The 25,046-nt window shown below is 66.3% G+C and carries 18 protein-coding genes; 16 read left to right on the plus strand and 2 right to left on the minus strand.

Annotation, left to right across the window (positions count from 1 at the left end; genetic code table 11):
* Positions 1 to 11 precede the first annotated feature (11 nt).
* From ACP26O_RS08055 to ACP26O_RS08130, 16 genes are all read left to right on the plus strand, one after another.
* Complete coding sequence (locus ACP26O_RS08055) at positions 12 to 1,070, plus strand: sulfate/molybdate ABC transporter ATP-binding protein (protein ID WP_011656793.1); 1,059 nt, start codon at positions 12 to 14, stop codon at positions 1,068 to 1,070.
* Positions 1,071 to 1,149: 79 nt separating this feature from the next.
* Positions 1,150 to 2,076: a CysB family HTH-type transcriptional regulator gene (locus ACP26O_RS08060; RefSeq protein ID WP_006755334.1), complete on the plus strand. Its 927-nt coding sequence runs from the start codon at positions 1,150 to 1,152 to the stop codon at positions 2,074 to 2,076.
* Between the two features lie 873 nt (positions 2,077 to 2,949).
* Complete coding sequence (locus ACP26O_RS08065; protein ID WP_011656795.1) at positions 2,950 to 3,900, plus strand: sugar ABC transporter substrate-binding protein; 951 nt, start codon at positions 2,950 to 2,952, stop codon at positions 3,898 to 3,900.
* A 145-nt stretch (positions 3,901 to 4,045) separates the two neighbouring features.
* Positions 4,046 to 5,659: a sugar ABC transporter ATP-binding protein gene (locus ACP26O_RS08070; protein ID WP_175665153.1), complete on the plus strand. Its 1,614-nt coding sequence runs from the start codon at positions 4,046 to 4,048 to the stop codon at positions 5,657 to 5,659.
* Positions 5,656 to 6,675 carry an ABC transporter permease gene (locus ACP26O_RS08075; RefSeq protein ID WP_175665154.1) on the plus strand — a complete coding sequence of 340 codons (1,020 nt, stop codon included), beginning with the start codon at positions 5,656 to 5,658 and terminating at the stop codon, positions 6,673 to 6,675. Before ACP26O_RS08070 ends, ACP26O_RS08075 begins: the two co-directional genes overlap by 4 nt.
* A 36-nt stretch (positions 6,676 to 6,711) precedes the next feature.
* Positions 6,712 to 7,743: a LacI family DNA-binding transcriptional regulator gene (locus ACP26O_RS08080; RefSeq protein WP_006759468.1), complete on the plus strand. Its 1,032-nt coding sequence runs from the start codon at positions 6,712 to 6,714 to the stop codon at positions 7,741 to 7,743.
* On the plus strand, positions 7,740 to 8,669 hold the full coding sequence (gene rbsK, locus ACP26O_RS08085) for a ribokinase (protein WP_175665155.1): 930 nt from the start codon (positions 7,740 to 7,742) through the stop codon (positions 8,667 to 8,669). Before ACP26O_RS08080 ends, rbsK begins: the two co-directional genes overlap by 4 nt.
* A gap of 286 nt (positions 8,670 to 8,955) precedes the next feature.
* Positions 8,956 to 10,719: a methyl-accepting chemotaxis protein gene (locus ACP26O_RS08090; protein ID WP_175665156.1), complete on the plus strand. Its 1,764-nt coding sequence runs from the start codon at positions 8,956 to 8,958 to the stop codon at positions 10,717 to 10,719.
* Positions 10,720 to 11,238: 519 nt separating this feature from the next.
* The gene (locus ACP26O_RS08095; RefSeq protein WP_006754311.1) at positions 11,239 to 13,161 is read left to right on the plus strand and encodes a PrkA family serine protein kinase; all 1,923 of its coding nucleotides are present in this window, start codon (positions 11,239 to 11,241) and stop codon (positions 13,159 to 13,161) included.
* A 125-nt stretch (positions 13,162 to 13,286) separates the two neighbouring features.
* Entirely contained in the window at positions 13,287 to 14,555 is a 1,269-nt protein-coding gene (locus tag ACP26O_RS08100) for a YeaH/YhbH family protein (protein WP_011656801.1), read from the plus strand.
* Entirely contained in the window at positions 14,552 to 16,231 is a 1,680-nt protein-coding gene (locus ACP26O_RS08105) for a SpoVR family protein (protein WP_006759305.1), read from the plus strand. Before ACP26O_RS08100 ends, ACP26O_RS08105 begins: the two co-directional genes overlap by 4 nt.
* A gap of 235 nt (positions 16,232 to 16,466) precedes the next feature.
* Entirely contained in the window at positions 16,467 to 17,771 is a 1,305-nt protein-coding gene (locus ACP26O_RS08110; RefSeq protein ID WP_175665157.1) for an MFS family transporter, read from the plus strand.
* A gap of 366 nt (positions 17,772 to 18,137) precedes the next feature.
* The gene (locus ACP26O_RS08115) at positions 18,138 to 20,057 is read left to right on the plus strand and encodes a rhomboid family intramembrane serine protease (RefSeq protein ID WP_175665158.1); all 1,920 of its coding nucleotides are present in this window, start codon (positions 18,138 to 18,140) and stop codon (positions 20,055 to 20,057) included.
* A 179-nt stretch (positions 20,058 to 20,236) separates the two neighbouring features.
* On the plus strand, positions 20,237 to 21,052 hold the full coding sequence (locus ACP26O_RS08120) for an ABC transporter substrate-binding protein (protein WP_175665159.1): 816 nt from the start codon (positions 20,237 to 20,239) through the stop codon (positions 21,050 to 21,052).
* 120 nt (positions 21,053 to 21,172) lie between these two features.
* The gene (locus ACP26O_RS08125; protein WP_175665160.1) at positions 21,173 to 21,895 is read left to right on the plus strand and encodes an amino acid ABC transporter permease; all 723 of its coding nucleotides are present in this window, start codon (positions 21,173 to 21,175) and stop codon (positions 21,893 to 21,895) included.
* A 2-nt stretch (positions 21,896 to 21,897) separates the two neighbouring features.
* Positions 21,898 to 22,623: an amino acid ABC transporter permease gene (locus ACP26O_RS08130; RefSeq protein ID WP_175665161.1), complete on the plus strand. Its 726-nt coding sequence runs from the start codon at positions 21,898 to 21,900 to the stop codon at positions 22,621 to 22,623.
* Between the two features lie 33 nt (positions 22,624 to 22,656).
* Here the strand turns inward: ACP26O_RS08130 and ACP26O_RS08135 are convergent, their stop codons facing one another.
* Positions 22,657 to 23,934 (minus strand): M23 family metallopeptidase, encoded by a 1,278-nt coding sequence (locus tag ACP26O_RS08135; protein ID WP_175665162.1) that lies wholly within the window; start codon positions 23,932 to 23,934, stop codon positions 22,657 to 22,659.
* A gap of 329 nt (positions 23,935 to 24,263) precedes the next feature.
* The gene (locus ACP26O_RS08140) at positions 24,264 to 24,911 is read right to left on the minus strand and encodes a TetR family transcriptional regulator (RefSeq protein WP_175665163.1); all 648 of its coding nucleotides are present in this window, start codon (positions 24,909 to 24,911) and stop codon (positions 24,264 to 24,266) included.
* Positions 24,912 to 25,046: the final 135 nt, after the last annotated feature.

Genomic DNA, 25,046 nt, shown 5'->3' on the forward strand with positions numbered 1-25,046 from the left:
AGGCAACCAGAATGGGTATCACCGTCCGTCACCTTCAGAAGCGCTTCGGCGATTTCACCGCCCTCGACAACGTGTCGCTCGACTTCCCCGCGGGCGAGCTCGTCGCGCTGCTCGGGCCGTCCGGCTGCGGCAAGACCACGCTGCTGCGCGTGATCGCGGGCCTCGAGCACGCGGACGCCGGCCAGGTCGTGCTGCAGGGGCTCGACGTCGCGTCGGTCGGCGCGCGCGATCGCCAGGTCGGCTTCGTGTTCCAGCATTACGCGCTGTTTCGCCACATGACCGTGTTCGAGAACGTCGCGTTCGGGCTGCGCGTGAAGCCGCGCCGCGAGCGGCCGTCGGAAGCCGTGATCCGCGACAAGGTGCACGAGCTGCTGAAGCTCGTGCAGCTCGACTGGCTCGCGCAGCGCTATCCGTCCGAGCTGTCGGGCGGCCAGCGCCAGCGGATCGCGCTCGCCCGCGCGCTCGCGGTCGAGCCGAAGGTGCTGCTGCTCGACGAGCCGTTCGGCGCGCTCGACGCAAAGGTGCGCAAGGAACTGCGTAGCTGGCTGCGACGCCTGCACGACGACCTGCACATCTCGACGATCTTCGTCACGCACGACCAGGAAGAGGCGCTGGAAGTGGCCGACCGGATTGTCGTGCTGAACCGCGGGCACGTGGAGCAGGTCGGCAGCCCGCAGGACGTCTACGATCATCCGCAAAGCGCGTTCGTCTACGAATTTCTCGGCGCGGCGAACCGCCTGCCGGGCACGGTCGCCGGCCGTGGCTTCGTCGCCGAGGGCGCGGCGGCGCCGATCGCGGTCGATGCCGATTTCGCGGGCCCCGCGAACGCGTATGTGCGGCCGCACGACCTGCAGCTGTGGCCGGCCGGCGACGGTCATCGCGACGGCATCGCGGTGGACGTGCGCCGCGTGATCCCGCTCGGCGGCTCGGTGCGGGTCGAACTCGAGGCGCGCACGGGCGGCGCACTCGAAGCGGAACTCGATCGCGACGCGTGGCGTGCGCTTGCGCTGCAGGTCGGCGACGGCGCGACGGCCGTGCCGCGCGCGGTCCGGGTATTTCCCGCACACTGACGCCGAACGCGGTAAAGAGAAGAGGGCGGATACCGCTCCGGAGCGACATTCGAACAACGACAGCCTAAGAGGCATACCCATGAATTTTCAGCAATTGCGTTTCGTGCGCGAAGCCGTGCGGCAGAACATGAACCTGACGGAAGTCGCGAACGTGTTGTACACGTCGCAGTCGGGCGTGTCGAAGCAGATCAAGGATCTCGAGGACGAACTGGGCGTCGACATCTTCATCCGGCGCGGCAAGCGGCTCACGGGGCTCACGGAGCCCGGCAAGGCCGTGCACCAGCTGATCGAGCGGATGCTGCTCGACGCCGAGAACCTGCGCCGCGTCGCGCGCCAGTTCGCCGACCAGGACAGCGGCCACCTCGTCGTCGCGACCACGCACACGCAGGCGCGCTACGCACTGCCGAAGGTGATCCGGCAGTTCACCGACGTGTTCCCGAAGGTGCATCTCGCGCTACGCCAGGGCAGCCCGCAGCAGATCGCGCAGATGATCCTGAACGGCGAAGCCGATCTCGGCATCTCGACCGAGGCGCTCGACCGCTATCCGGACATCGTGACGTTCCCGTGCTATTCGTGGCACCACACGGTCGTCGTGCCGAAGGGGCATCCGCTCGTCGGCCGCGAGAACCTGACGCTCGACGAAATCGCCGAGTATCCCATCATCACGTATGACCAGGACTTCACGGGCCGCTCGCACATCGACCAGGCGTTCACGCAGGCCGGCGCGGTGCCCGACGTCGTGCTGACCGCGATCGACGCGGACGTGATCAAGACCTACGTCGAGCTCGGGATGGGGATTGGCGTCGTCGCGGCGATGGCCTTCGATCCGCAGCGCGACACGGGCCTCGTCGCGCTCGACACGCAGCACCTGTTCGAGGCGAGCACGACGCGCGTCGGGCTCCGCAAGGGCGCGTTCCTGCGCGCGTATGCGTACCGGCTGATCGAGATGTTCGCGCCGCAGTTGAACGAAGCGGAAATCGCCGCGCAGCTGCGCGAAACGGTCTGACGGCGGGGCGGTGTCCCGGGGGGCGCGGCGAGCGCCCGCCGGACGGGCTGCGCGATGGCTGACATGACGGCGGTTTCGCGTCGTCATGTCATGGCGTGACGACGCGTCGAACCGTCGATCGACGTCGTCGCTGACAATCCGCGTTGCCGCGCGCGGCCACCGTCACGTATGTGCCGATCAAACAGAACAACAAGACGGCACCTTCGAATGCTTCGCGTCGACCTTCTCGAGCGACGCGCATTTTCACAAAGATACGATTTAATGCGCCGGAACGCGGATCGACAACCCGCGTCGGCAGCGCGCTGCGCGGCCATTGCCGCAGCCGACTCGAGCCTGCTGCGGCGAGCGCACCGCCATCGCACCGCCATCGCATCGCCATCGCATCGCCATCGCATCGCCATCGCATCGCCATCGCGTCGCGCCGAATGAAACCCGAACAGCGCACACGTGGAAAACGCAAACCAAAGCCGACGCACAAGCCGGATCCGACGAAGGCGGATCATTGAACCCGAAAACGGTTTCTCTTTTTCGTCCACGATCGCAACGAAGCGCCACCGTCGAATGCGATGTAACGCGCCGCAATCTGCAAGCGTCGCAGCGTGCTCCGAATAAACCCTTAAATATTGATCAGACGGGTTGCGCGTCGAACCGAAACGGTACAGCATAGCTTTCACTCCGCCGGCTTCCCGCCGGCGGTGGCGTGTCGACGACAGCGCGCGCCAGGCAGTCGGCCGTCTGCCTGCTTCCATTCCTTGGTACCGACAAGCAGCATCGATGGCCAGTGCACGGGTAATTGGGCGCAAACGTTTGCTCGCATTAAAACAACAACCAGACAACAATCCGGCCCCACGGGCCAGTCGCCAGGAGATGTGTATGAATGTCCTCTTTCGCCGTCGTTTCCTGACCGCCGCGCTTGCCGCCGTCGCGGTCGCCGCCGCACCGGCCGTCCACGCGCAAGCGGGGGCCAAGCCGAAGGTCGCGCTCGTGATGAAGTCGCTCGCCAACGAGTTCTTCCTGACGATGGAAACCGGCGCGAAGGAATACCAGAAGCACAACGCCGGCCAGTTCGACCTGATCACGAACGGCATCAAGGACGAGACCGATACCGCGAACCAGATCCGCATCGTCGAGCAGATGATCGTATCGAAGGTCGATGCGATCGTACTCGCGCCGGCTGATTCGAAGGCGCTCGTGCCGGTCGTGAAGAAGGCGGTCGACGCGGGCATCATCGTCGTGAACATCGACAACCGGCTCGATCCCGACGTGCTGAAGTCGAAGAACCTGAACGTGCCGTTCGTCGGCCCCGACAACCGCAAGGGCGCGCGCAAGATCGGCGACTACCTCGCGAAGCGGCTGAAGGCGGGTGACCAGGTCGGCATCCTCGAAGGCGTGTCGACGACGACCAACGCGCAGCAGCGCACGGCCGGCTTCCAGGATGCGATGAAGGCGGGCGGGATGAAGGTCGTGTCGGTGCAGTCGGGCGAATGGGAGATCGACAAGGGCAATGCGGTCGCGTCCGCGATGCTCAACGAATACCCGAACCTGCGGGCGCTGCTGTGCGGCAACGACAACATGGCGATCGGCGCGGTGTCGGCGGTGCGGGCCGCGGGCAAGCAGGGCAAGGTGTTCGTGGTCGGCTACGACAACATCAACGCGATCAAGCCGATGCTGAAGGACGGCCGCGTGCTCGCGACCGCCGACCAGTACGCGGCGAAGCAGGCCGTGTTCGGCATCGACACGGCGCTCAAGGCGATTGCCGAGCATCGCAAGCAGGCCGACATGACCGGTGTGGTCGAGACGCCGGTGGATCTCGTGACGAAGTAACGCCGCCCCGACGCGGCCGCCACGCTCAAGAATCCGGGCTGGCGGCCGTTATACGGAGTGAGCGCGATCACGGCCACTGCATGCACATGCACTTGTGAGCGTCATACCCGCGCGTCGCGTGCGCGCGGCCGCAATCAGGATCGCGATGGAACCGACCTTCCAACCCTCCCGTTCAGCCGTTCCCGTGCTGTCCGTCTCCGGCGTGGGCAAGACCTACGCCGAACCGGTGCTCGCCGACGTCACGCTGACGCTCGCGCCGGGCGAGGCGCTCGCGCTGACGGGCGAGAACGGCGCAGGAAAGAGCACGCTGTCGAAGATCATCGGCGGGCTCGTCGACCCGACGACCGGCACGATGCAGCTCGGCGGCCAGGCCTATGCGCCGGCGAGCCGCACGCAGGCCGAAGCGCTCGGCGTGCGCATGGTGATGCAGGAGCTGAACCTGCTGACGACGCTGACGGTCGCCGAAAACCTGTTTCTGAACCGTCTGCCGCGACGCTTCGGCATCATCGACCGCGCGCGGCTGCATGACGACGCGCAGGCGGCGATGGCGCGTGTCGGGCTCGACGCGATCGACCCCGACACGCCGGTCGGAGCGCTCGGCATCGGCCACCAGCAGATGGTCGAGATCGCGCGCAATCTGATCGGCGACTGCCGCGTGCTGATCCTGGATGAACCGACCGCGATGCTGACCGCGCGCGAGGTCGAGCTGCTGTTTGAGCAGATCGACCGGTTGAAGGCGCACGGCGTGGCGATCGTCTACATCTCGCACCGGCTCGACGAGCTCGCGCGCGTCGCCGAGCGCGTCGCGGTGCTGCGCGACGGCCGGCTCGTGCACGTCGGCGACATGGCCGCGACGACGTCCGACGGGCTCGTCACGCTGATGGTCGGGCGCGAGATCGGCGAGCACATCGATCTGGGCCCGCGCCGGATCGGCGCGCCGCGACTCGCCGTGTCGGGCATGACGCGCGGCACGGCCGTGCAGGACGTGTCGCTCGAAGTGCGCTCGGGCGAAATCTTCGGCATCTCGGGGCTGATCGGTGCGGGGCGCACCGAATTGCTGCGGCTGATCTACGGCGCGGATACGCCGGACGCCGGGATGATCTCAGTCGGCGATCCGCTGAAGCCGGCGCGCATCGCTTCGCCCGTCGACGCGGTGCGGCACGGCATCGCGCTGATCACCGAGGACCGCAAGGGCGAAGGGCTGCTGCTGTCGCAGTCGGTCACGTCGAACGTGTCGCTCGGCCAGCTCGAGCAGCTCGCGCGCGGCGGCATCGTCGATACGGCGCGCGAAACGGCGCTCGCCGAGCAGCAGATCGACGCGTTGCGGATCCGCACGCACGGCGCAGCACAGCCGGTCGGCGAATTGTCGGGCGGCAACCAGCAGAAGGTCGTGATCGGCCGCTGGCTCGCGCGCGACATGGGCGTGCTGCTGTTCGACGAGCCGACCCGCGGAATCGACGTCGGCGCCAAATTCGAGATCTACACGCTGATGGGCGCGCTTGCGCGCGACGGCCGCGCGCTGGTGGTCGTCTCGAGCGACCTGCGCGAGCTGATGCTGATCTGCGACCGGATCGGCGTGATGTCGGCCGGCCGCATGACCGCCGTATTCGAACGCGGCAACTGGACCCAGGATGCGCTGCTGGCCGCGGCGTTCGCCGGCTTCGGCCGCGACGCGCTGCCGGAAGGCACGCGCCACCCGGATGCGCAAGCGGCGCCGCGCGCGGCTTCCGGCACTTCGACCACAGGACGACAGCAATGACCCAGCATCCCGTATCCCCGAGCGACGCAGGCGCGCAGCAGGACGTGACGGGGCGCCGCGCGCGCACGCTGTCCGGCACGCGGCTCGGCCTGTCGAACTATCTCGGGCTCGCCGGTGCGCTCGCCGCGATGATCGCGCTGTTTTCCGCGCTGAGCTCGCATTTCCTGACCTACGATACGTTCAGTACGATCGCGAACCAGATCCCCGATCTCGTCGTGATGTCGGTCGGGATGACCTTCGTGCTGATCATCGCCGGCATCGACCTGTCGGTCGGCTCGGTGCTCGCGCTGGCCGCGTCGATGGTCAGCGTGGCCGCGCTGAAATGGCAGTGGGGGCCGCTGCCGGCCGCGCTGATCGGGATCGCGGTCGCGACCGCGACCGGCTCGCTGACCGGCGCGATCACGGTCGGCTGGCGGATTCCGTCGTTCATCGTGTCGCTTGGCGTGCTCGAGGCCGCGCGCGGCGTCGCCTACCAACTGACGAATTCGCGCACTGCCTACATCGGCGACGCGTTCGATTTCCTGTCGAACCCGATCGCGCTGGGCATTTCGCCGGCGTTCCTGATCGCGGTCGCGGTGATGATCGCGGCACAGTTCGTGCTCACGCGTACCGTGTTCGGGCGCTATCTCGTCGGGATCGGTACGAACGAGGAGGCCGTGCGGCTCGCCGGGGTTAACCCGCGGCCGTATAAAATCCTCGTATTCGCATTGATGGGCGCGCTCGCGGGGCTCGCGTCGCTGTTCCAGATCTCGCGGCTCGAGGCCGCCGATCCGAACGCGGGCGCGGGCCTCGAACTGCAGGTGATCGCGGCCGTCGTAATCGGCGGCACGAGCCTGATGGGCGGGCGCGGCTCGGTGATCAGCACGTTCTTCGGCGTGTTGATCATCTCCGTGCTGGCCGCGGGCCTGGCGCAGATCGGCGCGAACGAGCCGACCAAACGGATCATCACCGGGGCGGTGATCGTGGTGGCGGTCGTGCTCGATACGTATCGCAGCCGGCGCGCGCGCGCCCGGTAAGAACTACACAGAAAGCAGACCAGAGAGAAACGGGAAATGGCGACGATCAAGGATGTGGCGGCCATGGCGGGCGTGTCGTTTACGACCGTCTCGCACGTGGTGAACAATTCGCGGCCGGTGTCCGCGGACGTGCGTGCGAAGGTCGAGGGCGCGATCCGTGAGCTGAATTACGTGCCGTCGGCCGTGGCGCGCTCGCTCAAGGCGCGTTCGACGGCGACCATCGGACTCGTCGTGCCGAACAGTACGAATCCGTACTTCGCGGAGCTCGCGCGCGGCATCGAGGATCAGTGCGCGGCCAACGGCTATTGCGTGTTCTTCTGCAACTCGGACGACGATCCCGTAAAGCAGCGCAACTACTTGCGCGTGCTGCAGGAAAAGCGCATCGACGGGCTGATCGTCGCATCGGCCGGCGAGGACGCCGTGCTCGCGCAGACGCTCGCGCACGCGCATGCGCCGCTCGTCGTCGTCGACCGCAATATCGAGGGGCTCGCGGCCGACCTCGTGCAGATCGATCACGAGCGCGGCGCGTATCTGGCGACGCGCCACCTGCTCGAACTCGGGCACGCGAAGATCGGCTGCATCACCGGGCCGACCGACACGGCCGTCAGCGCGATGCGCGTGCACGGCTTCATCCGCGCGATGGCCGAGCGCGGGATCGACATCGTGCCGGGCGCGATCGCGGAAAGCGATTTTTCGTGCCTCGGCGGCTATCACGCGGCGTCGCGGCTGTTCGAGTCGGTGCATCCGAGCGCGATTTTCGCGGGCAACGACCTGATGGGCGTCGGTGCGCTGCGCGCCGCGGCCGAGCGCGGATTGCGCGTGCCGGACGACTGCTCGATCATCGGTTTCGACGACATCGAATTCTCCCGCTACACGTACCCGGCGCTGTCGACGGTCGGCCAGTCGGTGCGCGCGCTCGGCGAAATGGCCGCGCAGACGCTGATCGAGCGGATCGGCGGCGGCTCGACCGCTGCGCCGAGCCGCCGCCGCGTCGTATCGCCGCGCCTCGTGCTGCGCGAATCGACGGCGATCTACCGCGAGCCGGCCGCGCCCGGCGCTCGCGCATGACGGCGCGCACGACGGGCGCCGGCCGCGTGACGGTGGTCGGCAGCCTCAACATGGATCTCGTCGTGCGGGCGCCGCGGCTGCCGCTGCCGGGCGAAACGCTCGCCGGCCATGCGTATGCGCAGGCGGCGGGCGGCAAGGGCGGCAACCAGGCCGTCGCGGCCGCGCGGCTCGGCGCGCAGGTCACGATGATCGGCTGCGTCGGCGCGGACGCGCACGGCGCGGCGCTCCGGGCCGGCCTCGAGGCCGAAGGCATCGATTGCGCGCGGCTCGCGACGAGCGCGGCGGCATCGACCGGTGTCGCGCTGATCGTCGTCGACGACGCGAGCCAGAACACGATCGTGATCGTCGCGGGCGGCAACGGCGAAGTCACGCCCGAGACGGTGGCCCGGCACGAGGCCGCGCTGGCCGCGACCGACGTGCTGATCTGCCAGCTCGAGACGCCGCCGGACGCCGTGTTCGCGGCGCTGTCGGCCGGACGGCGGCTCGGCCGCACGGTGGTGCTCAATCCGGCGCCGGCGGTCGCGCCGCTGCCGGACGGCTGGCTGCCGCTGGTCGATTACCTGATTCCGAACGAAGTGGAGGCGGCAGCGCTCACCGGGCTGCCGGTGCGCGACCCGGCCGACGCCGAAGCCGCGGCGCGGATGCTGCAGGCGGCCGGCGCGCGCAACGTGCTGATCACGCTCGGCGCACGCGGCGTGCTCGCGCTACTGGCCGACGGCGCGGCGCGCCACTATCCGGCGCCGGTCGTGCAGGCGCTCGACACGACCGCGGCCGGCGATACCTTCATCGGCGGTTTCGCCGCGCGGCTCGCCGCGGGCGACGACGTCGACACCGCGATCCGCTTTGCGCAACGCGCGGCGGCGCTGTCGGTCACGCGCGCGGGCGCGCAGCCGTCGATTCCCACCCTCGCCGAACTGGCCGGATAGGCCGCGGCGCGCACCGTGGCCGGCGCCTGCGACAGCAGGCGGCCGGCTGTCTGGCTATCGCTTCCTCATCGGCCCGCACCCGACATTCGCTCTGTCCTCTCCCGGCACCGGCCGGCGTGTTTCGCACCCCATTATTCAGCAGAATGCAATAAACAGATCAATTGCGGAGAAAATTGACGTCAATACCATCAAGTTGTGCGGCGAACGGTCGTAAATGCATCGGGGCGAAACACTGTTTCGAAAAACGGGCCCGGCCCGTTCATGACGACGCAACACAGGAAGAATGATGGTGATCGGAAACCTGACGATACGTGCGCGCATCGGTCTGACGATGGCGTTTCTCGCGGTGCTGCTGGGGTTGATCGGGGTGCTGGGCGTGTACGGGATGACGCGCTCGAACGACGCGACACGCGAAATCTTCACGAACCAGATGCCGAGCGCGGTCAACGTGGCCGTGGCGGAAATGTACGCGGCGCGCGAGCGCCTGGCGCTCGATCGCGCCGCGCTGCTGGCCGGCTCGCCCGACTCCGCTGCCGCGGTGGAGCGCAGCCGCGCGATGCGCGCGCAGTCCGACGCGTGGTGGCAGAAGTACCTCGCGCTGCCGCGCGGCCCGGAGGAGGACCGCCTTGCACAGGATGTCGCCGCGAAGCGACAGGCGTTGCAGCGCAGCTGCGACGCGTTCGGAAGCACGGTTGTGACGGGCGACCACGACCGGATCGGCGAGGGCGCCAAGCAGCTCCAGATGCTGTACAACGAGCTTTCGATCTCGGGCGAAGCGCTGCGCAATTTCCAGTTCAGCGCTGCGCAGGCGGACTTCGACCGCGCGGAATCGGTCTACGACACGCTGCGCGTGCTGTCGATCGTCGTGCTGGTGGCCGGCCTGATCGCCGCGGCGCTGTCGTGGCTGACGCTCAGCCGCGCGATCGGCCGTCCGCTCGCCGACGCGCTCGCGCATTTCGACGCGATGGCCGCGGGTGACCTGCGCCGCTCGATCGTCGTGCATCGGCGCGACGAAATGGGCCAGCTGCTCGACGGCCTCGCGCGGATGCAGCGCGGCTTCGTCGATACGGTGCGCACGGTGCGTGGCGGCAGCGAGTCGATCGCGACCGCGGCGCGGCAGATCGCCGCCGGCAACATCGACCTGTCCTCGCGCACGGAAGAACAGGCGTCGGCGCTGCAGGAAACCGCGTCGAGCATGGAGCAGCTGACCGGCACGGTGAAACAGAACGCGGACAATGCGCGGCAGGCAAGCTCGCTGGCCGCGAACGCGTCGGAGATTGCAAACAAGGGCAATACGGTGGTCGGCCAGGTGGTCGGCACGATGGGCGAGATCAACGACAGCTCCGCGAAGATCGCGGACATCATCGCGATCATCGAGGGAATCGCGTTCCAGACCAACATCCTGGCGCTGAACGCGGCCGTCGAAGCCGCGCGTGCCGGCGAGGAAGGGCGCGGCTTCGCGGTCGTCGCGGGCGAGGTGCGCAGCCTCGCGCAGCGCTCGTCGAGCGCGGCCAAGGAGATCAAGGCGCTGATCGACGCGTCGGTGGACCGCATCCGCACGGGCTCGACGCTGGTCGACGAGGCCGGTCGCACGATGAGCGACGTGATCGCGGCCGTGCAGCGCGTGACGGACATCATGGGCGAAATCGCGGCTGCATCGGAGGAGCAGAGCGGCGGCATCGACCAAGTCGCGCGCGCGGTCGCGCAGATGGATGAAGTCACGCAGCAGAACGCCGCGCTCGTCGAGGAAGCGGCGGCCGCCGCGCAGTCGCTCGACGAACAGGCCGCGCGCCTGCGCGACACGGCGGCGGTCTTCCGGATCGACGACGATGCGGCGCAGCCGGCAGCTGCTCCCGCCGCACGTCAGGCGCCGCGCGCGGTGCCCGCGCCGGCTGCCGTGCCGGTGAGCTCGCCCGCACCGGCTGCGGCGCGCGACGATCGCGACGCAGCGCCCAAGCGTGCGGCGCCGGTACGCAAGCCGGCGGGCGCGTCCGTGGCGTCCGCACCGGCCGCCGCGACTGCCGGCGGCGACGACTGGGAAACGTTCTGATTCGCGGCGCGCCGCGCCTCTATCCCGAGCATCTTTCCCTATTTGGCAGCACACGACGCCCGCTACTGCGGGCGTCGTCGTTTCGGCCACCGATCGAATGTGACAGCGCATATGAACGTTCGCACAACGTCGCGTGTCGCATGCGCGCATCGGCGCTACGGGTATCTCCGGACGATGCGAAAAAAATTTGTAACGGTGCTCGCCGCATGTCGTCGTAAACGTGCGCTCGAACGTCTAGTGATGGAGGGGGAGTGAAGGACGCAACGACGACGGAGGGGGCCAACGCGTGAGACGTTCCGATGCTGGACGAGACGCCACGGATGCAGTTTCTGCGGCACGGGAGATCAATTGTAAAGCGTCAAAATGCGTTGTCCAAGCGGTGTTGCTGAGAATGACGCACTTCATACGAAGAGTTCGTGAAAAAAAATAAGAAAGGGTTTAGGATGAATTCGAACGCGCTTGCTTCTGCGCAGTCATACGAAGGCAAGCACGTCTTCAGACTCAGGCGAGGGAGGTAGCATGGATATTTACAGCAGCTTCGCGAACCGCTTCGAAAAAACGCGAGAGGAAGAGCTCTCGCTGGAGGAGTACCTCGCGCTCTGCAAGAACGATCCGTCAGCGTATGCCACGGCAGGCGAACGCATGCTGGCTGCAATCGGGGAACCCGAACAAGTCGACACCCGCAACGAACCGCGCCTGTCGCGGATCTTCGCGAACAAGGTGATCAAGGTCTATCCCGCATTCCGTGAGTTCTACGGAATGGAGGAAGTGATCGAGCAGGTGGTCGCGTATTTCCGCCACGCTGCGCAAGGGCTCGAAGAGAAGAAGCAGATTCTCTACCTGCTTGGCCCGGTGGGCGGCGGCAAGTCGTCGATCGCCGAGCGTCTGAAGCAACTGATGGAGCGCGTGCCGTTCTATGCGCTGAAGGGTTCGCCCGTCAACGAATCGCCGCTCGGGCTGTTCGACTACGACGAAGACGGCCCGATCCTCGAGGAGCAATACGGCATTCCTCGCCGCTACCTGAAGAGCATCCTGAGTCCGTGGGCCGTCAAGCGCCTGCACGAATACAACGGCGACATCCGCCAGTTCCGCGTCGTGCGCCGTTACCCGTCGATCCTGCGTCAGGTCGGCATCGCGAAGACGGAGCCGGGCGACGAGAACAACCAGGATATTTCGTCACTCGTCGGCAAGGTCGACATCCGCAAGCTCGAGCAGTACGCGCAGGACGATGCCGATGCGTACAGCTATTCGGGCGGCCTGTGCCTCGCGAACCAGGGGCTGCTCGAATTCGTCGAAATGTTCAAGGCGCCGATCAAGGTGCTGCACCCGTTGCTCACCGCGACGCAGGAAGGCAACTTCAAGGGCACCGAAGGATTCGGCGCGATTCCGTTCGACGGGGTGATCCTCGCGCACTCGAACGAGTCGGAGTGGAAGGCGTTCCGCAACAACCGCAACAACGAGGCACTGCTCGACCGGATCTTCGTCGTGAAGGTGCCGTACTGCCTGCGTGTGTCGGAAGAGACGAAGATCTACGAGAAGCTGATCCGCAATTCGTCGCTGGCCGAAGCCGTGTGCGCGCCGGGCACGCTGAAGATGATGTCGCAGTTCTCGGTGCTGTCGCGCCTGCACGAGCCGGAGAACTCAAGCCTGTTCTCGAAGATGCAGGTCTATGACGGCGAAAACCTGAAGGACACCGATCCGAAGGCGAAGTCGTACCAGGAGTATCGCGACTACGCGGGTGTGGACGAAGGGATGACGGGCGTGTCGACACGCTTCGCGTTCAAGATCCTGTCGCGCGTGTTCAACTTCGATTCGAGCGAGGTCGCGGCGAACCCCGTGCACCTGATGTACGTGCTCGAACAGCAGATCGAACGCGAGCAGTTCCCGCCGGAAACCGAGCAGAAGTACCTGTCCTTCGTGAAGGACGTGCTCGCGTCGCGCTACGCGGACTTCATCGGCAAGGAGATCCAGACGGCCTACCTCGAATCGTATTCGGAGTACGGGCAGAACATCTTCGATCGCTACGTCACCTATGCCGACTTCTGGATCCAGGATCAGGAATTCCGCGATCACGACACGGGCGAGAGCTTCGACCGCGCCGCGCTGAACGCGGAACTGGAGAAGATCGAGAAGCCGGCCGGGATCAGCAATCCGAAGGATTACCGCAACGAGATCGTGAACTTCGTGCTGCGCGCGCGGGCGGCGAACGCCGGGAAGAACCCCGTGTGGACGAGCTACGAGAAGTTGCGCGTCGTGATCGAGAAGAAGATGTTCTCGAATACCGAGGAACTGTTGCCGGTCATTTCGTTCAACGCGAAGGGCTCGGCAGAGGAGCAACGCAAGCATGAAGACTTTGTGAACCGGATGGTCGCGAAGGGCTATACGCCGAAGCAGGTGAGGCTGCTTTGCGACTGGTACCTGCGCGTGCGCAAGTCGTCATGACGCGCGCGGTACCGCGCCCGTGCGGTTCGTCCGCACGGGCGCCCTCAGAGACGCCGCCCGCATGACGGCAGACGGCATGTGCGGCGAGCGTCCCGGCATATCGACTTTCGAGCGGGAGACCGGGAGTGCTTCATCAAATCATCGACCGCAGGCTGGCCGGCAAGAACAAGAGCATCGCCAACCGCGAACGCTTTCTGCGTCGCGTCAAGAACTACATTCGTCGTGCCGTCTCCGACGCGGTGCGCGACCGTAGCATCAAGGATATCCAGAGCACGCAAAGCATCACGATCCCGCGCAAGGACATCGCGGAGCCGAATTTCCGGCACGCGCCGGGCGGGCGTCGTGAATACGTGCACCCGGGCAACGAGGACTACGTCCGCGGCGACAAGATTCCGCGTCCGCAGGGCGGCTCGGGCGGCGGCGGCAGTCAGGCGAGCAACGAGGGCGAAGGGCAGGACGACTTCGTGTTCGAGCTGTCGCGCGACGAATTCATGCAGTACTTCTTCGACGATCTCGAACTGCCGCGTCTCGTGAAGACGCACCTGCTGACGGTGCCGAGCTGGAAGAACGTGCGCGCGGGCTGGTCGGCGGAAGGCACGCCGAACAACATCGACGTCGTGCGCTCGCTGAGAAGCGCGCTCGGCCGGCGCATCGCGCTCGGCTCGCCGCTCGTCAACGAGTTGCGCGAGCTCGAAGCCCAGCTCGAGGTGATGAAGCTCGACCCCGAAGACCGTCGCGCGGACATCGCGACGCTCGAGGCCGAGATCCATCACCTGAAGGGGCGCATCTGGCGCATCCCGTTCATCGATCCGTTCGATCTGCGCTACATCAATCGCGTGAAGCAGCCGCAGCCGTCGAGCCAGGCCGTGATGTTCTGCCTGATGGACGTGTCGGGTTCGATGGACGAGCAACGCAAGGATCTCGCGAAGCGCTTCTTCATCCTGTTGTACCTGTTCCTGAAGCGCAACTACGAGCGCATCGAGGTCGTGTTCATCCGTCACCACACGCGCGCCGAGGAGGTGGACGAAGATACCTTCTTCCATTCGACCGAAAGCGGCGGCACCGTCGTGTCGAGCGCGCTCGAACTGATGCGCAAGGTGATGAACGAGCGCTACTCGCCGAGCGAGTGGAACATCTACGGCGCGCAGGCGTCCGACGGCGACAACTGGACCGACGATTCGCCGAAGTGTCGCAAAATCCTGGAAGAGGATATCCTCACGAAGACGCGCTATTTCGCGTATATCCAGGTTGCCCCGGAAGAGCAGAACCTGTGGCTGGAGTACGCGCAGCTGGCGCTGTCGCAACCGCACCTCGCGATGAAGAAAGCCGAATCGGCTGCCGACATTTACCCGGTGTTTCGCGAATTGTTCGAAAAGCAGGTGGAAATGTCATGACGACCCGCCATCTGCACAACGAGTCGCGCGGCTATGCGCCGCGCCCTTCCGGCGACGCCACGGCCGGTCCTGCCGCATCGCAGCAAAGCGGCCGGGTCGAACCGGCGCCGCCGGCCGCCGACTTGCCCGGCTCCGGGCAGAAGGAAGCGCGTATGAACGTTGCCGAACGCAAGCCGCTGCCGTGCCCGTCCGACTGGACGTTCGAACTGCTCGAGGAATACGACACGCACATCTCGCAGGTCGCCGAGCAATACGAGCTCGATATCTATCCGATCCAGCTCGAACTGATCAGCGCCGAGCAGATGATGGACGCGTACGCGTCGGTCGGGATGCCGGTCAACTATCGCCACTGGTCGTTCGGCAAGCACTTCCTCGCGACCGAAAAGAGCTATCGCCGCGGCCAGATGGGCCTCGCGTACGAAATCGTCATCAACTCGAACCCGTGCATCGCGTATCTGATGGAAGAGAACACGATGACGATGCAGGCGCTCGTCATCGCGCACGCGGCATACGGGCACAACTCCTTCTTCAAGGGCAACTACCTGTTCCGGCTGTGGACCGACGCGCACGCGATCATCGACTATCTCGTGTACGCGAAGAACTACGTCGCCGAATGCGAGGAGCGCTACGGTCTCGATCGCGTCGAGGAACTGCTCGATTCGTGCCATGCGCTGATGAACTACGGCGTCGACCGCTACAAGCGGCCGCAGAAACCGTCGCTGTCGAAGGAGGCCGCGCTGCGGCGCGAGCGCGAGGCGTATCTGCAGTCGCAGGTCAACGAGCTGTGGCGCACGCTGCCGGGCAAGAAGCCCGAGCAGATGGAAGAGCAGGAGGAACGCTATCCGCCGGAGCCGCAGGAGAACCTGCTGTATTTCGCGGAGAAGAACGCGCCGCTGCTCGAGCCGTGGGAGCGGGAAGTGATCCGCATCGTGCGCAAGATCGGCCAGTATTTCTATCCGCAGCGGCAGACGCAGGTGATGAATGAAGGTTGGGCGACGTTCTGGCACTACACGCTGCTGAACACGCTGTACAACCAGGGCAAGCTGGAAGACGGCTTCATGATGGAGTTCCTGCATTCGCACAGCAACGTGGTCTATCAGCCGCCCGTCACGAAGCCGTACTACAACGGGATCAACCCGTATGCGCTCGGCTTCTCGATGATGAGCGACATCCGGCGGATCTGCGAAGCGCCGACGGAAGAGGACTACAAGTGGTTTCCGGAGATCGCGGGCACTCCGTGGCTGCCGGCGATGCACTACGCGATGCGCAACTTCAAGGACGAGAGCTTCATCGCGCAGTACCTGTCGCCGAACCTGATCCGCGAGATGCGGCTGTTCTCGGTGCTCGACGACGACATGCGCGATTCGCTCGAGGTGTCGGCGATCCACGACGAGGCCGGTTATCAATACGTGCGCCAGGCGCTGTCGCGGCAGTACGACATCCATCATCGTGAGCCGAACATCCAGGTCTGGGCCGTGAACACGCGCGGCGACCGTAGCCTCACGCTGCGCCACTTCATGACCGACAACCGCCATCTGTCGAACGACAGCGAAGAAGTGCTCAAGCACATGGCGCGACTCTGGCAGTTCGACGTGTTCCTGGAAAGCGTCGACGAGGCCGGGACCGTGCGCAAGCGCTACGAGTGCCGCTACGTGCCGCCCGAGGTGCGTATCTGAATCGCTCGCCCCCAAAGAGCTTGCATCGGACGCCAGCCTGACGGCTGGCGTTTTCATATGACGAACGGGTCGAACGAGAAAATTTTTCTACATCCGGACGAACCCGGAAAGCCTGTTACTTTACATTTCGCTAAAATCCCGTAGCGCCGTGGCACCGGAACCGGTGCCACGTCGACCGCACGCGGCGGCCCCTGGTCGTCTCGCCTAGAAAGCACTAAAAGGAACAGACCAACCCATGGACGTCCAGACCGACCAAGCTGCGCTGTCCGCGCATGACACCCGGCGGCGCGTGTTCGCCATCGTCGGCGCCTCATCGGGCAACCTCGTCGAGTGGTTCGACTTCTACATCTACTCGTTCTGCGCGCTGTACTTCGCGCCGGCGTTCTTCCCGAGCGGCAACTCGACGACGCAGCTGCTGAACACGGCCGGCGTGTTCGCGGCCGGCTTCCTGATGCGTCCGATCGGCGGCTGGCTGTTCGGCCGCATCGCCGACCGTCACGGCCGCCGCGCGGCGATGATGATCTCGGTGCTGATGATGTGCGGCGGCTCGCTCGTGATCGCGGTCCTGCCGACCTATGCGCAGATCGGTGCGCTCGCGCCGGCGCTGCTGCTGGTCGCGCGTTTGTTCCAGGGGCTGTCGGTGGGCGGCGAATACGGCACGAGCGCGACCTACATGAGCGAGGTCGCGCTGAAGGGGCGGCGCGGCTTCTTCGCGTCGTTCCAGTACGTGACGCTGATCGGCGGCCAGCTGTGCGCGCTGCTGGTGCTCGTGATCCTGCAGCAGACGCTGTCGAATGACGAACTGAAGGCGTGGGGCTGGCGCATTCCGTTCGTCTGCGGTGCGGCGGCCGCGCTGATCTCGCTGTACCTGCGCAAATCGCTCGACGAGACGTCGACGAGCGCATCGCGCGACAAGAAGGACGCGGGCACGATCCGCGGCGTGTGGCAGCACAAGGGCGCATTCTTCACGGTGGTCGGCTTCACGGCCGGCGGCTCGCTGATCTTCTACACGTTCACGACGTACATGCAGAAGTACCTGGTGAACACGGCCGGCATGCATGCGAAGACGGCCAGCAACGTGATGACCGTCGCGCTGCTCGTGTACATGCTGATACAGCCGGTGTTCGGTGCGCTGTCCGACAAGATCGGCCGCCGCACGTCGATGATCCTGTTCGGCACGTTCGCGGTGATCGGCACGGTGCCGCTGATGCATGCGCTGAAGACCGTGACGAGCCCGACGGCCGCGTTCGTGCTGATCACGATCGCGCTGGCGATCGTCAGCTTCTACACGTCGATCAGCGGCCTCATCAAGGCCGAGATGTTCCCGCCCGAAGTGCGCGCGATGGGCGTCGGCCTGTCGTATGCGGTCGCGAACGCGCTCTTCGGCGGCTCGGCCGAATACGTCGCGCTGTGGTTCAAGTCGGTCGGCAGCGAGGAAACCTTCTACTGGTACGTGACGGCGCTGTGTGCGGTGTCGCTGATCGTGTCGTGGCGGATGCGCGATCCGAGCAAGGAAGGGTATCTGCGTCACGAGCCGTGATCGACGGGGCAACCCGGCTGCCGCTTCGAGCGGCTTGAAACAATGGAACGGCGCTCCGCCACGCAGGCGGCGCGCCGTTTTTTCATGGGCGGCACGTTCGCGTCGCCGCGTGCAAGCGCATTGCGCATCGCGCGCCGCGCGATATCGATATTGCAATCGCTTCGTTGTCCGCGGCCGGCGATGCTTTTATGCTGAACGCGTAGTTCGTGTGACACCTCCTTGACTGGGATTCGCGCCCGCTGCATGCAGCGGGTGTTTTTTTATTCCCGGTTCGCCGACCGGCCTCGTCACACGCTCGTTGCTTGCGGGACGCGAAATATAATGGCGCTCGCGCGGCTCACGCGCGATAACCCATACAAGATCCCGATGAGAGAACAACATTCTTCCAGGCCGTGGTTGACCATTCTGCTGGCCGTCGTCAATATCGTGATATTCGTGCTGATGTGGCGACAGGCGTCGTACGGCTCGCTATCGAACGCGTTGCTGCTCGACTGGGGCGCGAACTTCGCGCCGTACACGCTCACCGGGCAGCCGTGGCGGCTGCTGACCAGCGCGTTCCTGCACGGCAGCTGGGTCCATCTCGCGCTGAACATGTACATGCTGGTCGTGCTCGGCATCGTGCTCGAACGCGCGGGCGGCACGCTGCGGTTCGGCGTCGCGTATCTTCTGTCCGCGCTCGGCGGCTCGCTGCTGAGCGCGCTCTGGCATGGCTATCACGAAGTCGGCAGCGCCACCTTTGCGTTCGGCGTCGCGCTGGCGTCCAGCGGGATCCAGCCGGTCGTGAGTGTCGGTGCGTCGGGCGCGCTGATGGGACTGGCGGGCGCGGCCGCGGCATTCGCGCTGCAACGCCAACGCGACAGCGCGGGCGATGCGCCGGTTGCCATCAACCTCGGCGCGCTCGGGCAGGTAATCGCGATCAACCTGGGCTCGGGCTTCCTCATCTCCGGTATCGATCAGGCCGCGCATCTCGGCGGCGTGGTCGTCGGATTCATCGCCGGCTGGCTGATGTACGGGGCCGGCCGCTCGATGCGCGTCGCCGTGCCGCTCGTGCTCGCGGTGCTCGGCAGCGCTGCGATGTTGTTCGCCGCGCAGCGGGCGGGCAGCGAGGAACTGCTAGGCTGGCGTGACGCGACCCACCGCGACGTCGAGCGCGACGCCGCGAAGCGCCACGCGCAACAGCAGGCGGCCGCGATTGCCGAGCAGATCCGCGACGACGAGCAGCACCGTCCGGCGCCCGTGTCGGCCGAGCAGGCGGCAGGCACCGTCGTACCCGTCGGCAAGTGGCCGTACGCGATGGTGCTGGGCGCGTCGGGCAAACGCCTGTACGTGACCGACAACGACCGGAACACGCTCGTCGTCGTCGACGTCGAGCGGCAGGCGGTGGTGCGCACGATCACAGGCGAGCCGTTCGCGACGGGGCTCGACGGCTGCCCGGGGAACATGTGCCGCGGCCGCGGCGCGAGCGGCGTGTACGTGAGCCCCGACGAGCGCTACGCGTATGTTGCGTCGATGCGCGAGAACGGCCTCGCGCGCATCGACCTGAACAGCGGTGCGATCGTCGATGGCGTGACGCTCGGACGCTTTCCGCGCGCAATCGTTGCGTCCGCATCCAACGACAGGCTGTACGTGCTGAACAGCGTCGACGACACGATTTCCGTCGTCAGTCTCGCGCACTGGCCGCAGGTCATCGCGACGCTGCGGCTCGGCGATCACGATGCATCGGGCGTCGAGTTCGGCCGTGCGCTGTCGATGTGGCTGTCGCCCGACGGTCGGCGGCTGTATGCATACGCGATGCAGAAGGGCGCGATCGTCGCGTTCGATACGGCGACGAATGCGCAGGTAGCGACCTATCCGGTCGATTCGGATTTCATCCAGGCTCAGCTTGGCGAGAAGGGCGCGGGCATCTGGGTCTACAACAAGTCGTCGGTTCAGTGGCGGGATGCGTCGAGCCTTGCCGTACGCGACAGTTATCCGGTCTGCCAGGAGTCGATGCACAGCTTCGACGGCAGCGGCGACGGTTCGCTGATCGCCGTGACCGGCTATGACGACAAGCCGATGCGCGTGATCAAGACCGCCACGCGTCGTACCGTCGGCGAGTTTCCGGTCGCGGGCGGCGTGTCGCAGGTGATCTTCGCGCCGGATCACAAGACGCTGTTCGCGCTCGGCGCAGCCGGCACGCTGTCGTTCCTGCGCATGGACCGTTCGCTCGATTACCTGCAGGACGGCGGTGACGGCGAGTTCCTGTGCGCGGCGTCCGTGGCCGCCACCGACGACGATAGCGAATGACCGCGAGCGCGGGTGTGCGTCATCACAAAACCCGCAGAGCAAAGCACCATTTGTTGGTTCGAAATCGCCGCACGCGCTGATACGTTAGCGGCTTCGCGGCGACACACCACGTCGCGATGTTCCTCGAACCGGGCCGCCGCGCGATCCGCGGCGGCCTTCATAACAATCAGGTCGTGCTCATGAAATTTCACACTCTCGCCACGTGGCTCGTCGGGGCCGCACTCGTCACGGCAGGCACGGTCGCGCACGCGGACCGGCTCGACGACATCAGGAAGGCCGGCGTGCTGCGCGTCGCGACCTTCGACAGCAATCCGCCGTTCGGCTATGTCGACGGCAAGAGCAACCACATCGTCGGCCTCGACGTCGATTACGCGAAGGCGCTCGCCGACAAGCTCGGCGTAAAGTTGCAACTGCAGCCGACCAATCCCGCGAACCGCATTCCGTTCCTGACGTCCGGCAAGGTCGACCTCGTGCTTGCGAACTTCACGATCACCGACGAGCGCGCGAAGCAGGTCGACTTCAGCATCCCGTACTTCTCGTCGGGCCAGCAGTTTCTCGCGAAGAAGGGCGTGCTGAAATCGGCCGACCAGTTGAACGGCCTGCGCGTCGGCGCGGACAAGGGCACGACGAACGAGATCACGTTGCGCGAGAAGTATCCGAAGGCGACGATCGTCGCGTACGACGACACGCCGTTCGCGTTCGCCGCGCTGCGTGCCGGCAACGTGCAGGCGATCACGCAGGACGGACCGAAACTGATCGGCCTGCTCGCGAACGTGCCCGACAAGCAGAACTACGAGATTCCGGCGTTCACGATCTCGAACGACTACATGGGCGTCGGCGTGCCGAAGGGCGAGACGCGCCTGCTCGGCTTCGTGAACGACACGCTGAAGGGGCTCGAGGCGAACGGCCGCGCGGGACAGATCTACGACGCGTGGTTCGGGCCGGCCACGAAGACGCCGCTCACGCGCATCTTCCGGATCGGCGACCGGACCTGAGTCGCGCGCCGCGCCGCATGCGCCGCGATCCGCCGCCGGTCGTGCCGGTATGCGCGGGTCGCGGCGCTTTGCGCTTGCTTCCATCTTCTTTCGCATTGTTCAGCGACCGCACACAACAGCATGCTCGGCTTGGCTCCCAAATATCTGTCCTGGCTCTGGCAGGGCTTCCTGCTCACGCTCGGCCTCGCGGGCGCGTCGGCGCTCGCCGCGACCGTCGGCGGGCTGCTGCTCGCCGTCATGCGGCATGCACGCGGCACGGCAGTGCGCACGGTGGCGGCCGGCTACGTCGTCGCGTTCCGCAACACGCCGCTGCTCGTGCAATTGCTGTTCTGGTACTTCGGCGTCGCGTCGTTGCTGCCCGATACGTGGATCACGTGGCTGAACGCGCGCCATGAACTGAGCGCGGGCCCGCTCACGCTCGCATGGCCGTCGTTCGAGTTCGTCGCCGGTTGGGTCGGGTTGAGCGCCTACACGGCCGCGTTCGTCGCCGAGGAGTGCGAAGCCGGATTGCGCGGCGTGCGCCGTGCGCAACACGACGCGGCCGCGGCGCTCGGCCTCACGCCGATGCAGTCGCTGCGCTACGTGGTGCTGCCGCAGGCCGTGCGCATCGCGCTGCCGCCGCTGTTCGGCCAATACATGAATCTCGTGAAGAACTCGTCGCTCGCGATGGCGATCGGTGTCGCCGAGCTGTCGTATGCGTCGCGGCAGGTCGAGACGGAGACGTTCAAGACCTTTGCCGCGTTCGGTGTCGCGACCGTGCTGTACGTCGCCGCGGTGGCCGCGATCGAGGCCGGCGCCTACGCGGCCACGCAATGGCGCGACCGGCTCGGGGCGGGGCGTTGACGATGGATGTGTCGCTGCTGCTCGACAACCTGCCGTACCTGCTCGTCGGCGCGTTCCCGGACGGCCCGCTCGGCGGCGCCGCGCTGTCGCTCGTGCTGGCGATCGCGTCGGCCGTCGCGTCGGCGGTGCTGGGGGTGGCGCTCGGCGTCGCGATGGCGCTCGCGCGCGGCCCGCTGCGCGTGCTGCTGCTCGCGTTCATCGGCTTCTTTCGCGCGATTCCGGTGCTGATGCTGATCTTCTGGACGTACTTCCTGCTGCCGATGCTGCTGCACGTGGATGTGCCGGGGCTCGCGACGGTCATGTGTGCGCTGGCGCTGATCGGGGGCGCGTATCTCGCGCATGCGGTGCATGCGGGCATCGTCGCGGCCGGCGACGGGCAGTGGCAGGCCGGGCTGTCGCTCGGGCTCACGCGCTGGCAGACGGTGCGCTACGTGCTGCTGCCGCAGGCGATCCGGATCATGACGCCGTCGTTCGTCAACCAGTGGGTCGCGCTCGTGAAAGACACGTCGCTCGCGTATATCGTCGGCGTGCCGGAACTGTCGTTCGTCGCGACGCAGGTGAACAACCGGCTGATGGTTTATCCGGCGCCGATCTTCCTGTTCGTCGCGGCGCTTTACCTGGTGCTGTGCACGTCGCTCGACGGCGCGGCGCGCTGGCTGTTGTCACGTCGGCCGCGTGCGGCGCGCATCGCGCAGGCCGCGGCCGAACGTACGGAACCCGTGCGGTGACGGCGGGCGTATAGGGGCTTCGCAGCGTCGGCGTCAGGACGCGCTGTAGTGCGTGTTGAAGACCGCACGCAACGTTGACGAGTCGGTCGCAAAGTCGCCCCACAGCGGGCCGTCGTTTTGCGCGAACGCGAACGGTGACGTCTTGATCGACGCGAGGCGGAAGCGCCATTGCGCCGCTTCGTGGCGGAACGCGGTGCGCTGCATGTCGGACAGCCCGGTCTGCGCGTTCGCGAGCGCGACGAGCGGATCGACCGGATCGTTCGCGACGCGCACCTCGAAGTGCAGGTGCGGGCCGGTGGCCGCGCCGGTCATGCCGACCGAGCCGATGCGCTGGCCTTGTTTCACGGTTTCGCCCGTCTTCAGCCCGCGCGCATACGCGGACAAATGAGCGTAGTAGGTCGAATAGCCGTCCGCGTGATCGACGATCACGTAGCGGCCGTAGCCGTCCGGATCGGTGCCGACGAACGACACGACGCCATCGGCCGCCGCGTTGACGGGCGTGCCGGACGGCGCGGCGAGATCGACGCCCGTATGGAACGCCATCGCCTGCGACAGCGGGTGCACGCGTTCGCCGAAGAACGAGCTGATGCGCGTCCACTTGACGGGCATCGTGAACGCGGCCGCCTCGAGCGGCGCGCCGTCGAGCGTGTAGTACGCGCCGTGGTCGGCGCCCGGTGCGCGGAACCAGATCGCACCGAACGTGCGGCCCGCGACGCGCAGCTCGAGCGCGGTGAGGTGCGGCGTGCCGTTGTTCGTGTCGTACGCGATGCGGTAGTAGTCGCCGCGCTGCGCGCTGGCGCGCATCGCGACCTTGCCGGTGACGAGATCGCCGAGCTGGATGCGCACCTCGGGCGGCACGTCGAGACGGTTCAGCGTATCGGACAGCGTGAGCTCGATGTCGCCGGCGCGCGTCCCGTGTTGGGTTTCGGGCGCCGCGAACTGGAACAGGCTCGCATAGCCGAGCATGTCGTTGCGGTGCGCGCTGAGCGGCGCGAACAGGCCCGGCTGCGGGCTGCGGTCGCTATGTTCGTCGAGTTCGTTGCGCTCGCCGAGCGTGCGCGCGAGCTCGCTCGTCACGAAATGCTGCGCGGTGGGAAACGGCGTGTCGGACAGCACGCGCTGCGGCAGCGCGGCCGTGCCCGAATCGACGGCGCCCGGCAACTGCGAGACGGCGGGCAGCGCGGCGGCGAGACCGAAGGCGGCGAGGGCGCCGAGCACGGCGGCCGGCACGAGCGCACGCACGAGGCGCTGCGCGCGCCCGGGCGCGAAAGCATCAGGAATTGCGGCAGGCTTGACCAAAGGTGTCCACATCCAGGAAAACGGTTCAAAGAGGTGTGGGCAGGAGCCATCGGCGGCCCATCCGTCGGGTGACGACGGTGGCGGGCGATGGGCGTGCAACAAAACAGGCCCCGCCAGGGGCCTGTGTCGTTTCCGTTCGACCCAACTTGCGGGATGCCCGCTTCGAACGACGGCGTGAACTTTCCGGGTCGAACCCGGATTATCACGAAGACGCTAAAGAAAGATGACAGCGTCAGTCTACCGATGTTCCGCGAAATGTTAAAAATTTTAAAGAGGGTCAGCGTATTCGTTTCGCACTGCGGTAAATCGGGTTAAATCAGCATTTATTGCGCGGCTTTTCGTCAGGCAGGCAATTTTTGCGCGCGCACCCGCAGTGCGCTGGAGGTCCTGACGGCGTCGAAACCGGCGTCGAGCATCGCTTCCGCGTCGTTCCACAGATTGCCGCGCAGGCGGTTGGTCCAGATCATCGACGCGAACACGCCTTCGAGCAGCGACACGAGATGGACGGCCGCCAGGTGCACGTCGAGATCGGCGGCGATTTCGCCGGCCGCGATCGCACGGCGCAGCAGCGCCTTCGTGATGCGCAGCATCTGCAGCTCGAGCAGCATGCGGCGCCGCTGCAGCGCGCCGTTCTCCTCGCTCTGCTCGCACTTCGTATAGAGGATCACCAGCACGCGCTGCATCGAGCCCGGCTCCCCGCATTGCTGCAGGTAGTGCGACGCCGCGCGGCGCAGCATCGCGAACGCGGGCAGGCTGTCCACCGCGTCGAAGCCTTCCGAGGTTCGTGCGAACGCGCGGTCGCACAGCGCGAGACACACTTCCATCTTGTTGCGGTAGTGGCCGTAGACGGCGCCCCGCGACATCCCGGCGGCCTCGGCGAGGTCCGCCATCGCGGTTTGCGCGACGCCTTTTTCGAGCAGGACCAGCTCGGCGGCGTCGAGGATCCGGTGCTTGATGGCGAGCGATTCTTCCCGGGTCTTGCGGGCCATGGCGTGAATTTCCTTACAGTTCGCTGTCGTTTTATTGAGACAGTGGGGCGGTGGCAGGGCAACCGGGTGTATTTAATCAGTCGTGACTGATTATAATCGACCACCCTGAGCCGCCGCATTGTATCGACGGCGAAC

Origin of the sequence: Burkholderia sp. R-40 (assembly GCF_049942845.1) — a bacterium.
Classification (GTDB): domain Bacteria; phylum Pseudomonadota; class Gammaproteobacteria; order Burkholderiales; family Burkholderiaceae; genus Burkholderia; species Burkholderia ambifaria.

Coding starts and splice junctions, on each gene's coding strand:
- ACP26O_RS08055 (WP_011656793.1), top strand. CDS start 12: ATGGGTATCACCGTCCGTCACCTTCAGAAGCGCTTCGGCGATTTCACC.
- ACP26O_RS08060 (WP_006755334.1), top strand. CDS start 1,150: ATGAATTTTCAGCAATTGCGTTTCGTGCGCGAAGCCGTGCGGCAGAAC.
- ACP26O_RS08065 (WP_011656795.1), top strand. CDS start 2,950: ATGAATGTCCTCTTTCGCCGTCGTTTCCTGACCGCCGCGCTTGCCGCC.
- ACP26O_RS08070 (WP_175665153.1), top strand. CDS start 4,046: ATGGAACCGACCTTCCAACCCTCCCGTTCAGCCGTTCCCGTGCTGTCC.
- ACP26O_RS08075 (WP_175665154.1), top strand. CDS start 5,656: ATGACCCAGCATCCCGTATCCCCGAGCGACGCAGGCGCGCAGCAGGAC.
- ACP26O_RS08080 (WP_006759468.1), top strand. CDS start 6,712: ATGGCGACGATCAAGGATGTGGCGGCCATGGCGGGCGTGTCGTTTACG.
- rbsK (WP_175665155.1), top strand. CDS start 7,740: ATGACGGCGCGCACGACGGGCGCCGGCCGCGTGACGGTGGTCGGCAGC.
- ACP26O_RS08090 (WP_175665156.1), top strand. CDS start 8,956: ATGGTGATCGGAAACCTGACGATACGTGCGCGCATCGGTCTGACGATG.
- ACP26O_RS08095 (WP_006754311.1), top strand. CDS start 11,239: ATGGATATTTACAGCAGCTTCGCGAACCGCTTCGAAAAAACGCGAGAG.
- ACP26O_RS08105 (WP_006759305.1), top strand. CDS start 14,552: ATGACGACCCGCCATCTGCACAACGAGTCGCGCGGCTATGCGCCGCGC.
- ACP26O_RS08110 (WP_175665157.1), top strand. CDS start 16,467: ATGGACGTCCAGACCGACCAAGCTGCGCTGTCCGCGCATGACACCCGG.
- ACP26O_RS08115 (WP_175665158.1), top strand. CDS start 18,138: ATGAGAGAACAACATTCTTCCAGGCCGTGGTTGACCATTCTGCTGGCC.
- ACP26O_RS08120 (WP_175665159.1), top strand. CDS start 20,237: ATGAAATTTCACACTCTCGCCACGTGGCTCGTCGGGGCCGCACTCGTC.
- ACP26O_RS08125 (WP_175665160.1), top strand. CDS start 21,173: ATGCTCGGCTTGGCTCCCAAATATCTGTCCTGGCTCTGGCAGGGCTTC.
- ACP26O_RS08130 (WP_175665161.1), top strand. CDS start 21,898: ATGGATGTGTCGCTGCTGCTCGACAACCTGCCGTACCTGCTCGTCGGC.
- ACP26O_RS08135 (WP_175665162.1), bottom strand. CDS start 23,934: ATGTGGACACCTTTGGTCAAGCCTGCCGCAATTCCTGATGCTTTCGCG.
- ACP26O_RS08140 (WP_175665163.1), bottom strand. CDS start 24,911: ATGGCCCGCAAGACCCGGGAAGAATCGCTCGCCATCAAGCACCGGATC.